This window comes from Falsiroseomonas oleicola (assembly GCF_019029495.1).
Lineage (GTDB): Bacteria > Pseudomonadota > Alphaproteobacteria > Acetobacterales > Acetobacteraceae > Falsiroseomonas > Falsiroseomonas oleicola.
The window spans coordinates 265,471-280,065 of the sequence record NZ_JAERQM010000002.1; the positions used below are offsets into that span (position 1 = coordinate 265,471).

14 protein-coding genes are annotated in these 14,595 nt (G+C 70.2%); 7 read left to right on the plus strand and 7 right to left on the minus strand.

Annotated features, from left to right (window positions below; translation table 11 throughout):
- Positions 1–51 precede the first annotated feature (51 nt).
- The 6 genes from JJQ90_RS08130 to JJQ90_RS08155 are packed head-to-tail and all read left to right on the plus strand — an operon-like array spanning position 52 to position 6,612.
- The gene (locus JJQ90_RS08130; protein WP_216874231.1) at positions 52–1,083 is read left to right on the plus strand and encodes an ABC transporter substrate-binding protein; all 1,032 of its coding nucleotides are present in this window, start codon (positions 52–54) and stop codon (positions 1,081–1,083) included.
- On the plus strand, positions 1,080–1,874 hold the full coding sequence (locus JJQ90_RS08135) for an ABC transporter ATP-binding protein (RefSeq protein WP_216874233.1): 795 nt from the start codon (positions 1,080–1,082) through the stop codon (positions 1,872–1,874). Before JJQ90_RS08130 ends, JJQ90_RS08135 begins: the two co-directional genes overlap by 4 nt.
- On the plus strand, positions 1,816–2,649 hold the full coding sequence (locus JJQ90_RS08140; protein ID WP_216874235.1) for an ABC transporter permease: 834 nt from the start codon (positions 1,816–1,818) through the stop codon (positions 2,647–2,649). The genes JJQ90_RS08135 and JJQ90_RS08140 overlap by 59 nt, the downstream gene beginning before the upstream one ends.
- Positions 2,646–4,034, plus strand: coding sequence for an FAD-binding oxidoreductase (locus JJQ90_RS08145; protein ID WP_216874237.1), 1,389 nt, complete (start codon positions 2,646–2,648; stop codon positions 4,032–4,034). Before JJQ90_RS08140 ends, JJQ90_RS08145 begins: the two co-directional genes overlap by 4 nt.
- Positions 4,031–4,975, plus strand: coding sequence for an isopenicillin N synthase family dioxygenase (locus JJQ90_RS08150; protein WP_216874238.1), 945 nt, complete (start codon positions 4,031–4,033; stop codon positions 4,973–4,975). Before JJQ90_RS08145 ends, JJQ90_RS08150 begins: the two co-directional genes overlap by 4 nt.
- Positions 4,972–6,612, plus strand: a complete 1,641-nt coding sequence (locus JJQ90_RS08155) for a CocE/NonD family hydrolase (protein WP_216874239.1) — start codon at positions 4,972–4,974, stop codon at positions 6,610–6,612. Before JJQ90_RS08150 ends, JJQ90_RS08155 begins: the two co-directional genes overlap by 4 nt.
- On the opposite strand, the gene arsJ is transcribed toward JJQ90_RS08155, so the two are convergent.
- The 4 genes from arsJ to JJQ90_RS08175 form a co-directional block, all read right to left on the minus strand.
- Positions 6,527–7,789 (minus strand): organoarsenical effux MFS transporter ArsJ, encoded by a 1,263-nt coding sequence (arsJ, locus tag JJQ90_RS08160; protein WP_216874240.1) that lies wholly within the window; start codon positions 7,787–7,789, stop codon positions 6,527–6,529. The two genes, JJQ90_RS08155 and arsJ, sit on opposite strands and share 86 nt — an antisense overlap.
- Positions 7,786–8,826, minus strand: coding sequence for an ArsJ-associated glyceraldehyde-3-phosphate dehydrogenase (locus JJQ90_RS08165; protein WP_216874241.1), 1,041 nt, complete (start codon positions 8,824–8,826; stop codon positions 7,786–7,788). The genes arsJ and JJQ90_RS08165 overlap by 4 nt, the downstream gene beginning before the upstream one ends.
- Entirely contained in the window at positions 8,823–9,668 is an 846-nt protein-coding gene (locus JJQ90_RS08170; protein WP_216874242.1) for a metalloregulator ArsR/SmtB family transcription factor, read from the minus strand. Before JJQ90_RS08170 ends, JJQ90_RS08165 begins: the two co-directional genes overlap by 4 nt.
- 65 nt (positions 9,669–9,733) lie before the next feature.
- A complete protein-coding gene (locus tag JJQ90_RS08175; protein WP_216874244.1) occupies positions 9,734–10,780 on the minus strand; it encodes an ArsO family NAD(P)H-dependent flavin-containing monooxygenase in 1,047 nt (348 codons plus the stop codon).
- A 148-nt stretch (positions 10,781–10,928) separates the two neighbouring features.
- Here JJQ90_RS08175 and JJQ90_RS08180 point away from each other — a divergent pair, with 148 nt between their 5' ends.
- Entirely contained in the window at positions 10,929–11,621 is a 693-nt protein-coding gene (locus JJQ90_RS08180) for a cysteine hydrolase family protein (protein WP_216874246.1), read from the plus strand.
- Here the strand turns inward: JJQ90_RS08180 and JJQ90_RS08185 are convergent.
- Genes JJQ90_RS08185 through JJQ90_RS08195 form a run of 3 tightly spaced genes read right to left on the minus strand, consistent with a single transcriptional unit; the run spans position 11,606 to position 14,537 of the window.
- On the minus strand, positions 11,606–12,808 hold the full coding sequence (locus tag JJQ90_RS08185) for an MFS transporter (protein WP_216874248.1): 1,203 nt from the start codon (positions 12,806–12,808) through the stop codon (positions 11,606–11,608). The genes JJQ90_RS08180 and JJQ90_RS08185 overlap by 16 nt on opposite strands.
- A complete protein-coding gene (locus JJQ90_RS08190; protein ID WP_216874250.1) occupies positions 12,805–14,133 on the minus strand; it encodes an FAD-dependent oxidoreductase in 1,329 nt (442 codons plus the stop codon). Before JJQ90_RS08190 ends, JJQ90_RS08185 begins: the two co-directional genes overlap by 4 nt.
- Positions 14,130–14,537, minus strand: a complete 408-nt coding sequence (locus JJQ90_RS08195) for a PadR family transcriptional regulator (RefSeq protein WP_230410490.1) — start codon at positions 14,535–14,537, stop codon at positions 14,130–14,132. Before JJQ90_RS08195 ends, JJQ90_RS08190 begins: the two co-directional genes overlap by 4 nt.
- Between the last annotated feature and the right edge of the window lie 58 nt (positions 14,538–14,595).

Sequence of the window (14,595 nt, forward strand, 5' to 3'; positions counted from 1 at the left end):
CGTGGCATGCGGCTTGCATTTCACGCACCCGACCTCAGGAGAGTTGGGACGATGCGCGACCGCCCTGCCACCGCAACCCTCGACCTTTCGCGCCGCGCCTTGATCGGCACGGCCGGCGCGGCCACCGCGCTCGCGCTCATGGCGCCGCGCATCGCCCGTTCGCAGACCGAAAAGATTGTCCTGACCATCGACTGGCTGCCGACCGGCGACAAGCAGGCCGGCTTCGGCGGCATCGCCCAGGGCTTCTTCGCCGCCGAGGGGCTGGATGTGGAGATCCGCCGCGGCAGCGGCGCCGCCGACAGTCTGACCAAGGTCGCCACCGGCGCATCCCATTTCGGCTATTCCGACATCGCCAATGTCATGGCGGCGCGGCCGCAGGGCGCGATGGTGAAGGCCATCTTCTCGCTGCATGCGAAGCCGGCGCATGCCGTCATCACGCTGAACAGCAGCGGCATCAACAGTTTTGCGGATTTGCAGGGCAAGACGCTCGGCACCGCGCCAACGGCGTCTTCAAACCTGTTCTTTCCGCTGGTGATGCGCGATGCGGGGCTCGACCCCGCGCGCGTGCGCATCGTCAACACCGACCCTGCCGCGCTGGGGCCGATGCTGCTGACCAAGCGCGTCGATGCCGCCATGCTGTGGCTGACCAATACCGTGCAGCTGGAAGGCCCGGCGCGCGAACAGGGGGCGGAGCTGGTGGTGCTGCCCTTCGCCCTCGCCGGGCTGCGCATGTACAGCGGCGTGCTGATCGCCTCCGACGACACGCTGGCACGGCGCGGCGATCTCACGCGGCGCTTCCTGCGCGCCATGCGCCGTTCCCTGCTGTTCCAGCAGCAGGACCCGCTGGCCGTGGCGCGTGCGACCGCCGCGCTGAACCCGCAGCAGAACCCCGAGATCGAGGCCAGCCGCATCGAGATCATGAAGCGCAGCATGCTGGAGATGGACCCGGCGCGCTTCGGCCAATTCGACCCTGCCGTGCTGCGCGAGACCTATGGCTGGCTGATCCGCGCGCAGAACCTGAACCCGGCGACCGACCCCGAGACCTTCGTCGACCGCAGCTTCATGCCCGCCACCGGCACATGACCCCGGCGATCCGTTTTGCGGGTGTCGGCCACGCCTATGCGGTGCGCAACGCTGCGCCGGTGCAGGCTTTGGCGGAGGTTGCGTTCGACGTCGCGCCGCATGAATTCGTGGCCGTGGTCGGCCCTTCCGGCTGTGGCAAATCGACGCTGCTGCGGATGGTGGCCGGGCTGCTGAGCCCCTCGCGCGGCAGCGTGGAGGTGCGCGGCGCGGCGCCGGCCACGCAGCAGGCGGCGATGGCGCTGGCCTTCCAGAAGCCCACGCTGCCGCCGTGGTTCGACGTGCTGGGCAATGTGCTTTTTCCTCTCAAGCATCGCGGGTTGCGCATCGGTCAGGCCGAGCGCGAGCGGGCCATGTCCCTGCTGGCGATGATGGGCCTGGCGGATTTCGCGAAGCGCCGGCCAGATGAGCTTTCGGGGGGCATGCAGCAGCGCGTGGCGCTGTGCCGCGCGCTGGTGACAGAACCGGAAATCCTGCTGCTGGACGAGCCCTTCTCCGCCCTCGATGCGCTGACGCGGGACGAGCTGGGCTTCGAGCTGCTGCGCCTCGGCGCCGCGCGGCCGCGCACCGTGATCCTCATCACCCATTCGGTGGCGGAGGCGGTGATGCTGGCCGACCGCGTGCTGGTGAGGTCGCCGCGCCCGGGCCGCATCGCCGCCGAGTTCATCCCCGACCTGCCCCGCCCGCGCGGGCCGGAGGTCACCCGTCTGCCTGCCTTCCAGGAGGCCATCAACGATGTCCGGGACACCATCAACCGCCTCGGCGCCCACCGGCTTCCGGGTCTCGCTGCCTAGCCTGAGGCTTGGCTGGCTGCGCCGCTTCGGCGTGGCGGTGCTGACACTGGCCACGCTGGTGCTGGTCTGGGAGGCGGGCGTGCGCATCTTCGCCGTGCCGCGCTTCATCCTGCCCGCGCCGAGCGCGGTCTGGACGGAGACCATCGCGGTCGGACCGGCGCTCTTCGTCGATCTGCGCGCGACGCTGACGACCGTGGTCGGTGGCTACATCGTCGCCATCCTGGTGGCCTTTCCGATCGCGGTCGCCATCTCATCCTCCCGCGCCGCATCCTCCGCCATCTATCCGCTGCTGCTGGTGAAGCAGTCGATTCCGGTGGTGGCGCTGGCGCCGATCCTGACGGTGGTGATGGGCACGGGCGAATCCGCGCGCATCACCATCACCGCGCTGATCGCGATCTTTCCGCTGGTGGTCGGCATGGCGACGGGACTGTCCGCGGCGCCGCGCGAATTGCTGGAGCTCAGCGCCTCGATGAAGGCGTCCTGGTTCAAGCGGCTGGTCGATATTCGCCTGCCCTGCGCCGTGCCCCACATCTTCGGCGCGCTGAAGGTGGCGATCGGGCTGGCGTTGATCGGGGCGGTGGTCGCGGAGTTCGTCGCGGCGGAAAGGGGTCTCGGCTACCTGATCTATTCCTCCACCGCCTATTTCCGCCTGCCGGTGGCCTTCGGCGCCATGCTGGTCCTCTCCTGCATGGGGATGCTGCTGTTCCAGGCGGTGGTGCTGGCGGAACGCATCTTTTTTCCCTGGGCCGTGGGTCGCGAGGAGGATCCGGCATGAGCGCCGTGCTCACACGCTTCGACAAGCCGGCGATGGTCGCGGCGCTGGGGGACGTGCCCTGGTCCGACGCCCCGGCGCAGCTCAAGCTGAAATCGCGCGACTTCTACTGGTTCAGCCCGGTGCTGACGGAAAAGCTCGATGCCTGCCGCGCCGATCTCATCGCCATGCCGCGCGACGAGGCCGATGTGATCCGCATCGCCGCCGCCTGCGCCCGGCTGCGCCTGCCGCTGGTGGTGCGCGGCGCCGGCACCGGCAATTACGGCCAGGCGACGCCCCTCTTCGGCGGCGTGGTGATGGAAATGACCGGCCTGAACCGCCTGCGCTGGATCGAGTCCGGCCGCATCCGCGCCCAGGTCGGCATCCGCATCGCGGCGCTGGATGCGCTGGCGCGCAAGGAAGGGCAGGAGCTGCGCCACTACCCCTCCACCAAGCGGCTGTCGACCATCGGCGGCTTCTTCGCCGGTGGATCGGGCGGCGTCGGCGCGGTGACTCATGGCGGGCTGCGGGAGCCGGGCAATCTGCTGGGCGCGCGCGTCATCACGGTGGAGGAGACGCCCCGCATCATCGAGCTGCGCGGCCAGGACACCGGCCTGGTGAACCGCACCTTTGGCAGCACCGGCATCGTCACCGAGATCGAAATGCCGCTCGATCCCGTGCGGCCCTGGCAGGATGTGCTGGTCAGCTTTCCGGAGATCAACGCCGCGCTCCGCTTCGGCCGCGCGCTGGCGGAAGCGCCTGGCATCGCCAGGAAGCTGGTCAGCGTGCTCGGCGCGCCCACAGTCGCGCTGATGACGCCGCTGCGCGTGCTGGTGCCGGCGGGGCGGGACGTGGTGCCCTGCATGGTGGATGCGGCGCATATGGAGGCGCTGCGCGACCTGGTGGCGGCGCATGGCGGCCAGATCGACCACAGCGCCGACAGCCTGGAGGCGGAGACCGATCCGGCGCGCACCCCGGTCTTTGAATTCACCTATGGCCACACCACGCTGCACGCGCTGAAAAGCGACAAGGCCATCACCTATCTGCAATCGCTCTACGACATCGACCGGGCGGAGGCGCAATGGGCGGCGGTGCAGGCGCGCTTCCCGGACCAGGTGCTGGCGCATTTCGAATTCTTCGTCTGGGAAGGCCGCGTCGCGCTCAGCGGCGTGCACCTGATCCGCTGGTCGACGCCCGGGCATCTGCAATCGGTGATGGATTTCCACGAATCCATCGGCGCGGCCATCGCCAATCCGCATGTCTCCACCGTGGAGGATGGCAGCCGCTACAAGCTCGCCCCCGGTGACCAGCTTCGCTTCAAGGCCGAGGTCGATCCGCGCGGCCTGCTCAACCCCGGCAAGATGCGGAGCTTCGTGCCCCCCGCCGGGAATCAGAAGGACGTCGCATGATCATCTACCAGCCCCCCGTCGTGGCCACCTCCATCCCGGTGATCGACATCGGCGGCCTCGCCTCTGCCGAGCCCGCGGCGCGCAAGGATGTGGCCTGGGAGATTCACAAGGCCTGCCGCGACACCGGCTTCTTCTACGCCGCCAATCACGGCATTCCGCAGACATTGCTGGACGGCCAGTTCGCCGCGGCCCGCGCCTTCTTCGCATTGCCGCTCGACGCCAAGATGGCGGTGCAGTTCCGCCCCGGCGCGCATAATCGCGGCTATGAGGCGATGCAGCGCCAGCGCCTCGACGAAGGCTCCCCGCCCGACCTGAAGGAAAGCTTCATGTTCGCGGGCGAGGTGCCGAACGGCCCGCCGAATCTCTGGCCGGAAGGGCTGCCCGACTTCCGCGCGCAGATGGAGGCCTACCACAACGCCGTGACCTCGCTGGCCGATCGGCTGATGCGCGCCTTCGCCCTGTCGCTCGGCCTGGCGGAAAGCTATTTCGGCGATGGCTTTGTCGGCGTGAAGCCCTCCGTCCGCCTGCTGCACTATCCGCCGCATCCCAAGGACGCGGCCTTCAACCAGCTGGGCGCCGGTGCGCATACCGATTGGGGCGCGCTGACGCTGCTGTTGCAGGATGATGCGGGGGGCCTCGAGGTCTGCAATGCGGAGGGGCAGTGGATCAGCGCCAGGCCGATCCCCGGCACCTTCATCGTCAATCTTGGCGACATGGTGCGGCGCTGGACCAACGACCTGTACCAGTCGACGCCGCATCGCGTGGTGAACGCGGCGAGCGGCCGCGACCGCTATTCCTGCGCCGCCTTCTACAGCCCGCGCCGCGACTATGTGGTGCATTGCGTGCCGACCTGCCTGCCGGAAGCCGGCCCGCCGCATTACGCGCCCTGCACCACGGGCGAGCATATGGACGAGATGGTGCGGCGGACCTACGGCGGGTGACGCCCGAAACACTGTCCATGCGCCTGCGGGACGGCGTGCGGCTGGATGCGGATGTCTGGCGCCCGGCGACGCCCGGCCCGCATCCCGTGCTGCTGATGCGCCAGCCCTATGGCCGGCGCATCGCCTCCACCGTCGTCTTCGTCCATCCCGCCTGGTACGCGGCCCAGGGCTATATCGTGGTGATCCAGGATGTGCGCGGCAGCGGCACCTCCGAGGGCCACTTCCTGGCCTATGACCGGGAGGCGGAGGATGGCGCGGAGGCCGTGGCCTGGGCCGCCACGCTGCCCGGATGCGACGGCCAGGTGGCGATGTATGGCTTCTCCTATCAGGGCGCCACGCAATTGCTGGCGCTGTCGCGGGGGCCGGCGGCGCTGCGGGTGATGTCGCCGGCGATGGCGAGCTGGGAGCTGTATGGGGAGAAGGCGCGCGACAAGGGGGCCTTCCTGCTCGCGGGCAATGCCTATTGGGCGGCGCAGATGGGCGCGGCGCAGGCGCGGCGGGCCGGGGATGCGGCGGCCTATGCGGAACTGGCGGCGGCGGGGGCCGAGATGCTGGCCGGGCCTGTGCCGGCGGCGCCCGCCGTGCTGCAAAAGCATGCGGGGCTGCACCACTACGCCACCTGGCGCGATGCGCCGGCCGAGGACGGCTATTGGCAACGCGCCTCCCCGGTCCAAGCCATTGGCGCGACGCGTGACGTGATACGGCCGGATGTGCCGGCGCTCTGGGTCGGGGGGTGGTTCGACTATCACCTGGACGGGACGCTCGCGGGGTATCGGGCGCTGTCGCGGGGCGGTGCGGATCACTGGCTGATGATCGGGCCCTGGCCGCATCTGGCCTGGTCGCCCGTTGGTGCCGGCGCGGATTTCGGGCCGGCGGCGCTGTCCGATGTGGATGCGCTTCAGGTGGCATTGTTCGACCATGTGCTGAAGGGCGCGCCGCTGACCGGCTGGATGGCGGCCTCCCGCGTGCGGCTGTTCGATCTCGGCCTGCGCGCCTGGCGCGGATTCGCGGCGCTGCCGGAGCCGGAGATGCGGCCGTTGTTCCTGGCCGGCGATGGCCGTGCGGCGGTGCGGGATGGCGGCCTGACAGCGGCGGCGCCGGAGGCCGCGCACTGGGAACACGTCACCCACGACCCCTGGCGCCCCGTGCCGGCGCTCGGCCTGCATCACGGCGGCGCCGCCTGGCGTGACCGGGCGGAGGTGGATGCGCGCTTCGACGTGCTGGCCTTCACCACCGAACCGCTGACCGCGCCGCTCGATCTGGTGGGGGAGTCGGAACTGGTCGCCGAGGTGCGGGCCAATGCGCCGAGCTTCGACCTGAACGCCACCCTGTCGCTGGTGACGGCGGAGGGGCGAAGTTACGCCCTGTCCCAGGCCCATGCCGTGCTGTCCCGCGGCATGGTGCGGCTGAAGCTGCGCGCGCTGTGCATCACCCTGGCGCCGGGCGACCGTCTGCGGATTTCCCTGGCCGGCGCGTGCTTCCCCGCCTACCCGGTCAATCCCGGCACCGGCACCGATCCGCGCCATGCGACGGGGGCGGAGGCGCTGCCGATCACGCTTTCGGTGCGCTGTGGCGGGGCGGCGCCGGCGCGGCTGCTGCTGCCGGTACTGAGCGTGTCATCGGCAGCGCCAGGGTGACCAGCCAGCAGGCGATCAGCATGGCGGCGGAGCCGATCAGGCAGGCCGACAACCCGCCCCATTGATACAGCAGGCCGGAGAGCAGCGTGCCGGCGAAGCGGCCCACCGCATTGGCGGCGTAGTAGAAGCCCACATCCTCCGCCGCCTTCTCCGACCCCGCATAGGCCAGCACGAGATAGGAGTGGATCGAGGAATTCACCGCGAAGGCGAAGCCGAAGACGCAGAGCCCAACGACCACCAGCAGATCGCCGCGCGGCAGGTCGGACCAGAGCGCGGCCAGGATCGCCAGCGGCACCAGCGCCAGCAGCAGCGACCACAGCCGTGCCGCCGGCACCTCGGTGGCCAGCCCATCCGTGCTGCGCCGGACCAGGGCGGGGGCTGCCGCCTGCACCAGGCCGTAGCCGATGGTCCAGACGGCCAGGAACCCGCCGACCATGGTGAAGGTCCAGCCGGAGGCATAGAGGAAGACCGGCAGCCCGACGACGAACCAGACATCCCGCGCGCCGAACAGCACCACCCGCGCCGCCGCCAGCAGATTCACGCCGTGGTTCTTGGCGAAGAGTTCCTTGGCGGATTTCGAGGCTTTCGCTCTGCCCATCAGCGGCGGCAGTGACAGCAGCACGCCCAGCAACACGCAGGCGAGCAGCGCCGCCATCAGCCAAAGTGCCCCGCGAAAACCCACGATCTCCAGAAGCAATCCGCCGAGGAAGAAGCCGAATCCCTTCATCGCGTTCTTGCTGCCGGTGAACCAGGCGACCCAGCGGAACAATTGGCCAGAGGCATCACCGGCCGTGAGTTTGATCGCGGACTTGCTGGCGGTCTTCGTCAGGTCCTTCGCGACGCCACAGATACCCTGCGCCAGCACCACCCATGCAACGGAGGCCGCCATGCTCCAGCCTGGCGACAGCGCCGAGAGCAGCAGAAAGCCCGTGATCTGCGTGATAAGCCCGACGGCCAGCATCCGCGCGATGCCGAAGCGCGTGGCCAGCCAGCCACCGATCAGGTTCGCGCCGATGCCCGCCGCTTCATACAGCAGGAACAGGAAGGCCAGCGTGAAGGGCGAAAAACCGAGGCGGAAAAAATGCAGCAGCACCAGCATCCGCAAGGCGCCATCCGTCAGGGTGAAGCCCCAATAGGCGGCCGTGACGATGGTGTAGTTGCGGGTGCCGGCATTCACAGCCCGACGCGCTCCATATGGATGGCGAGGTCGACCATGCGGCAGGCATAGCCCATCTCATTGTCATACCAGGCGTAGATTTTTGCCATGGTGCCGTTGGTGACCATGGTGCTCAGCCCATCGACGATGCTGCTGCGCGTGTCGCGGGCATAGTCGATGGAGACCAGCGGGCGCGATTCGAAACCCAGGATGCCGGCGAGCGGGCCGGCGGCGGCGGCGGCGAAGAGTTCGTTCAACTCCTCCGCCGTCGTGGCGCGTTGCAATTCGAAGACGCAGTCGGTGAGGGAGGCATTCAGCACCGGCACGCGCACCGCATGGCCGTTCAGCTTGCCCTTCAGCTCCGGATAGATCAGGGCGATGGCGGTCGCGCTGCCCGTGGTGGTGGGGGACAGCGACAGCATGGCCGAACGCGCGCGGCGCAGATCCTTGTGCGGCGCATCGACCACCACATTGGTGTTGGTCGGATCGTGCAGCGTGGTGATCTGGCCATGCCGGATGCCGATCGCCTCATGCACCACCTTCACCACCGGGGCGAGGCAGTTGGTGGTGCAGGAGGCGGCGGTGACGATCGGGTGCAGCGACGGATCGTAGAGATGTTCGTTCACGCCGACGACGACGTTCAGCACGCTGTCGAATTTCACCGGCGCCGCCACGATCACCCGCTTCGCGCCGCGGTCGAGATGGCCCTGCAGCGCCTCCGGCGTCAGGAACTTGCCCGAGCAATCCAGCACCACGTCGACGCCGTGATCGCCCCAGGGGATGTCGCCGGGCTTCGCATGTTCCGAAAAGCCGATGCGCTTGCCGCCGATATGCAGGGCATCGGCCTCCGCCGCGATGTCGGCGCGCCAGCGGCCCTGCACGGAATCGAATTCCAGCAGATGGGCGCAGGCGGCGACGCCGCCCTTCACCTCGTTCACATGCGCGATGTCCAGGCGGTTGCCGGCGCGCGGATCCTCCGGCTGCCGTTCCGCCGCGCCCATGGCCGCGCGCAAGGCGAGCCGCCCGATGCGCCCCATGCCATTGATGCCGATCCTCATGCGCCGGCGCTCGCCTGCGGCTGCGCCAGCTCATCCAGCCGGGCCTTCAGCGCGATGCGGTCCAGGGTGGCGAAGGGCAGGGCGGTGAAGATGCCGAGGCGCCGTTGCAGCGCGGCGTAAAGCTCGTTCAGCAGCGTCGCGCGTTCCGCCGCACTGCCGCTGAACTTCGCCGGGTCCGGCAGCGGCCAGGCGGCGGTCAGCACCGTCTCGCCGAAATCCGGGCAGGCCTGGCCGGCGAGCGTGTCGCACAGCGCAATGACGAAATCCATGCGCGGCGCGTCGGGCGCGGTGAATTCATCCCAGCTCTTGGACCGCAGGGCGGAGGTGTCGTGCCCCAGCGCCTTGAGCTGCTGGAGCACCTCCGGCAGCGGACCCTCCGTCGCCGGGTCGGACCCCGCGGAGAAGGCGCGAAAACGCCCCTGGCCGATCTTGTGCAGGATCGCTTCCGCCATGACGGAGCGCGCGGAATTTCGCGTGCAGAGGAACAGCACGTTGAAGACCTGTGTCATCGGCGGTGTCTCCGGCAGCAGTCTGTGAAGGTCGCCACAGCGCTCGGGCGCGCCGTTGCAGCAGGCCTCGGTCAGGAAACCGATCAACGCGCGCAGGCGGTCGATCTGGGCGGCATAGATCAGGCTGCGGCCCTGCCGCGTGGCGGCGACGAGCCCCGCCTGTTCCAGGGCGCGCAGATGGAAGGACAGGGTGGAGCCGGGCACGGAGAGGCGTTCCGCCAGCATGCCGGCCGCCACGCCCGAAGGCCCGGCCGCCAGCAGGGCCCGCATCAGATCCAGCCTTGTGCCCTGGCCGAGCGCCATGAAGGCGGTCGCCGCGTCCTCGATCTCCATGCCGCGCTTATGCCGGTGGCGGGGCGGTCGCGGCGTGACAATTCGATGAAACTGGAATTATGGATTCAACCGATCTCGGCCACGGCAGCCCGCGCCGCCCGGGTCACGCCCGCCAGGGTGGCGGAAGCGCCGCCGGTCCAGTCGCCATAGCCGAGCAGCCAGAGGCGCGGCTCGGCCAGGGCCCGCCCGGTGGCGCTGACGCGGACGCGGCCATCGGCCTCCACCACGCCCAGCGGCGCCAGATGATCCAGCGCGGGCCGGAAGCCCGTGCACCAGATCAGGACATCGGCCGCCACGCGCGACCCATCCGCCCAGACCGCGCCCTCGGCCTCCAGCCTTGCGAAGGGCGGCAGGCTGTGCAGCACGCCGCGGGCGCGGGCTTCCATCACCGGCGGCACCATGACGATGTTGCCCAGGCCGCCGAGCGGCGGCGGCGGCGGCCTGCCTTCGCGTTCTGCCTGCCAGCGCGCGGTGGCGCGGTCGAACAGCACGCCGCCATCGACATCATCCGGCAGGAAGACGGGCGGGCGATCCGTCACCCAGGTGGCCTGCGCGGCGGTCCGGGAAACCTCGGCCAGGATCTGCGCGCCGGAATTGCCGCCGCCGACCACCAGCACGGACTTCCGGGCGAAATCCTCCGGCCGCCGGTAATGGGCCGAGTGGATCTGCGGGCCGGCGAAAACGTCCCGGCCGGGGATGTCCGGGATGAAGGGATGGCTCCAGGTGCCGGTGGCACTGATGACGGCCCTCGCCGTCCAGGCCGCGCCATCCGCCGCCTCCACCTGCAACCCCTCCGCCGCGCGGCGCACCGCCGTGACCTGCACCGGCCGCCGCACCGGCAGGGCGTAGCGGGCCTCATAGGCGGTGAGATAGGCGATGACGGCGTCGCGTGGCGGATAGCCACCGCCTGGCACCGCCGGCATCGGCCAGCCGGGCAGGGCGCTTTGCGCGGCGGGAGAGAACAGGGTCAGCGAATCCCAGCCATGCCGCCAGGCACCGCCCGCGGCCTGCCCGGCATCGAGGATCTGGAAGCTTCGGTCCCCGCGTCGCAGGAAATAGCCCGCCGAAAGCCCGGCCTGGCCGGCGCCGATGACCAGCACATCCAGGTCCATCACGCGGTCTCCGGAAAGGGGCAGTTGGGTCTGCATTGGCTCATGAGTATTCGCCCATCGTCGATTCACGACATGTGGGGCAGCCCTTCACCTGGTAACCCTGGGCCGGGCTATCCTCCCACGGCATGTGATGGGGCATTGAAGAAAAATGGATTGGAAGACCGGCTGGCGCAGCTTCTACTACCAGGGCGCGCCGGCGGCACCGGACCCCGTGCTGGTCCCGGGCCGCGTGGCGCTGCTGGTGATCGATGTCCAGGAAACCTATCTCGAACGCCCCGACCCGGCGTCGCTGACGGGTGAGGACCTCGCCCGGTATCACGCCTGGACGCCATTCCATGACCGCATGCACGGCACGGTGCTGCCCGCGATTCAGCGCCTGCTGGCGCGCTTCCGCGCCGATGGCCATCCGGTGTTCTTCGCCCGCATCGCCTGCCTGCGGCCGGATGGCGCGGACCGGTCGCTGAGCCAGAAGAAGCCCGGCTGGAACAACCTGCTGCTGCCGCATGATCGCGCCGATTCCGCGATCCATGCCTCCGTCGCGCCGCTGCCCGGCGAGATCGTGGTGACGAAGACCACCGATTCCGCGCTGACCGGCACGAATCTCCGCCTGATCCTGGCGAACATGGGCATCACCCATGTGGTCTGCGCCGGCATCTTCACCGACCAATGCGTCAGCTCCACCGTCCGCAGCCTGGCCGATGAAAGTTTCGACGTGATCGTGCTGGAGGATGCCTGCGCCGCCGGCAGCGAGGAGCTGCATCTGCGCGAGCTCGAAATCCTCAACCGCATCTATTGCGAGGTGATGCGCGTTGAGGATCTTCTCCGCTACTTGCCCGCCTGAACGGCCGCCTCCGGCGCCGCCCGCAGCACCAGCAGCGCCAGGCAGCCGGACAGGGCCAGCGCCATGGTGACGCTGAGCGCGGCCGCCACGCCGCCGCGTTCCAGCAGCAGCCCGAACAGGAAGGGCGATGCCGCCTGCAGGAACCGCGCGGGCGCCCCCAAAAGCCCCTGCCGCGCGCCATAGCCGGCGGGGCCAAACACGGCGAGCGGCAGCGTGCCCTTGGCGATGGTCATCACGCCATTGCCCATGCCGTGCAGCACCGCGAAGGCCGCCGCCGCGGGGCCACCGAAGCCGATCAGCACCAGGGCGCCCAGCGGATGCCCCAGCATCGCCAGCCGGGCCGAGACCAGCGGATGGAAGCGCCGCAGCAGCCCGAACTCCGCGACCCGCGCCGCCACCTGCGCCGGCCCGATCAGCGCCGCCGCGGCGACGGCGGTGGCGCCGCTGGCGCCCGCCGCCTGCAATAGCGCCGGCAGATGCGCCGCCATGGCACCGGCGATGAACCAGCTTCCGGCGAAGACGAAGGCCAGCAGCGGCATGGCGAGGCGGCCGGGTGCCGGCGGCGCGTCCTCCGCCATCGCCGCCTTGCGTTCCGGCGGCGGGGCCGGGGGCACCAGCAGCCGGTTCAGCGGCAGGCCGATCAGCAGATGCAGCGCCGCCCAGCCGAGGCAGGCGCCGCGCCACCCGAACGCCTCCGCCAGCAGCGCCGAGACGGGCCAGCCCACCGTGCTGGCGAAGCCGGCGATCAGCGTGATGCCGGTGATCGGTCCCCGCGCCGCCCTGCCATACAGCCCCGCCAGCGTGGCGAAGGCCGCGTCATACAGCCCCATCGCCATGCCGATGCCGAGCACGCACCAGGCCGCCGCCATGCTCCAAGGCCCCTGCGCCAGGCCGAGCGCCACCAGCCCCAGCGCCAGCACCAGGTTGGAGGCGGTGAGCATGCCGCGCCCGCCCTTGGTATCGATCACCCGCCCCACCACCGGCCCCAGCACGGCAGAGAGCATCAGCGCAGCGGAGAAAGCCCCAAAGACCCAGGCGGTCGAAATACCGAATTCCCGCGCCATCGGCGCCGCCAGGATCGCCGGCAGGTAGTAGGAGGAGGCCCAGGCCAGCGTCTGCGACGTGCCGAGGGCGATGACAACGCGTCTTGCGCCCCTGGGGGCTCCGGCGGGCGCCACCTCGCTCATGCCACGCCGCAGCAGGGCGCGGTGGCGGGAAGCGCCGGCTTTGGCGTGCAGCAACCGCCCTGCGGGGTTGCCGGCGTGCCGCAGGAGGCGGCCTCCGGCGCGCGATCCAGGCTGCACACGCCGGTCTCCGGCAGCACGAGTTCGACCCGCTGCGCGGCGGCCGTGTCGCCGGCCAGGTGGGCGGCGATGCTGCGCACCTGTTCATGGCCGGTGGCCAGCAGGAAGGTGGGCGCGCGGCCGTAGCTCTTCATGCCGGCGATGTAGAAGCCCGGCTCCGGCTGGCGCAGCTCCGCCTCGCCATGCGGGCGCACCGTGCCGCAGCTATGGTGGTTCGGGTCGATCAGCGGGGCGAGGGCGGGGGTCGCCTCCACCGCCGGGTCCAGATCCAGCCGGATTTCGCGCAGGAAGCCCAGATCGGGCCGGAAGCCCGTGGCGACGATGATGCGATCCGCCTGCACCGTCAGCGCCTGGCCGTCCTGCCGGCCGGTGATGGCCAGCGCGTCCCCCTGTTCGGCGATGCGGTCGATCAGGAAGGGGGCGAGGGCGGTCACCGCGCCGCTGTCCACCAGCGCCTGCGCCCGCCCACCCAGGGCACCGCGCGCCGCCAGCCCATCATTGGCGCCACCACCGAAATTCACCGCGCCGAGCGGCCGCCGAAAGGCCCAGAGGATGCGCGTGCCCGGCGACTGCCGCGCCAGCTCCGCCAGGTCGAGAATGGCATTCATCGCCGAATGTCCCGCGCCGACGACCAGCGTCGTGCGGCCCGCATGGTCTGTCCGCGACGTGCCGAGCACATCCGGAATGCCATAGGCGATGCGGCCGCGGTTCCGCGCCTCGCCCAGTGCCGGCATGCCATGGGCGCCGGCGGGGTTGGGGCTTGACCAGGTGCCGGTGCAGTCGATCACCGCCGCGGCCTCCATGGCCTCATCCTCGGCCAGATGCAGGATGAAGGGCGCCGCCGCGCGGTCCGCGCCATCCCGCAGCCGCCCGAGGTCGCGCCGCGCCACGCCGGTGACGCGCGCATCTGTGCGGATGTCCCCGGCCAGGGCCTCGGCCAGCGGGTCGAGATACCGTTCCACCAGTTCGGCCCCGGTCGGATAGGCCTCCGGGTCCGGCGCCACCCAGCCGCGCGCGGCCAGCAATTCCGCCGCCGCCGTGTCGATGTTGTAGCGCCAGGGGGAGAACATGCGCACATGTCCCCAGTCGCGCACCGCCTGGGCAATGCGCGGCCCGGCTTCCAGCACCAGCGGGCGCAGCCCGCGCGCCCGAAGCTGCGCGGCGGCGGCAAGGCCGATCGGGCCGGCGCCGATGATGGCGATGGTCATGTGCAGTCTCCGGGGGTCTTGCAGGGTTGGGCGAAGGCGCGGCCGGTATCGGTCAGCGCCGCGGTGGCCTCCATCCAGGCGTCCAGCGCCACGCGAAAGGCGGCGCGACCGCTGTCGGTCAGGGCATAGACGCGGCGCTGCCGGCCCTGCACCACCTCCTCCGCCACGGTCACGAAGCCACCGGCCTCGAATTCCCGCAGCACGGGGTAGATGGTGCCCTCGGTGGGGGAGCAGCAGCCGCCGGTCACCCGCTCCACCGCACGGGCCACGTCATAGCCATGCAGCGGCGCGTCGTGCAGCACCCGCAGGATGAAGAACTTTGACAATCCCATCTTGATGGTGCCGGACCAGTAGTCGCGGGCGCCATAGTCGATGCGGGGTGGGACGGGGCGGAGGTTGGTCATGCGCCAAGGCTAATACCTTGGACGTCGATGCCTCAAGCCTTGATGTATGAAAATTCCT